This window comes from Klebsiella sp. 18074, assembly GCF_902705905.1.
GTDB lineage: Bacteria > Pseudomonadota > Gammaproteobacteria > Enterobacterales > Enterobacteriaceae > Klebsiella > Klebsiella terrigena.
In genome coordinates this window covers 1-597 of sequence record NZ_CACSIS010000099.1, presented here as the reverse complement: position 1 = coordinate 597, position 597 = coordinate 1, and the positions used below count along the sequence as shown (strand labels likewise).

Sequence of the window (597 nt, the reverse complement as noted above, 5' to 3'; positions counted from 1 at the left end):
GGTAATGGCTCTGAATGGTTGGATCTTATGATATCCTGCCGTTATTTGAGGTGTTTTCATGGCTACCGTCACAGTCCATTGCCCCGATGTGATTCAGATGAAGTTTACCGACATGGACTCAGCCCGACTAAGCGTGAGAGATTCCGCTGCCAGCGTTGTCACCGTGTATTCCAGCTTTCCTATCGCTATGAAGCCAGAAAGCCGGGAGTCAAAGAGCAAATCATTGATATGTCGCATAACGGCTCAGGTATCCGGGATACCGCCAGAACGCTAAAAATCGGTATCAACACCGTCATTCGGGCTTTAAAAAACTCACGCCCCGCCGGATAACCTCTTCTCCGGTCGCTCATGCCGACGTAGCGCTTATCTGTGAACTCGATGAGCAGTGGGCCTTTGTTGGCAGTAAAGCCCTACAACACTGGCTATGGTACGCTTACAACACCAAAACAGGCGGCATACTGGCCTACACCTTTGGTCCGCGTACAGATGAGACCTGCCGGGAGTTATTGGCCCTGTTAACGCCGTTCAGCATCGGTATGATAACCAGTGACAACTGGGGCAGCTATGCCAGAGAAGTCCCGAAGGAGAAGCACCTGA

The 597-nt window shown here is 51.4% G+C and carries 1 pseudogene; it reads left to right on the top strand.

Going from position 1 to position 597, the window contains the following annotated elements:
- Positions 1 to 58 precede the first annotated feature (58 nt).
- Positions 59 to 597: pseudogene (locus GVK32_RS28710) on the top strand (IS1 family transposase); the annotation flags it as partial.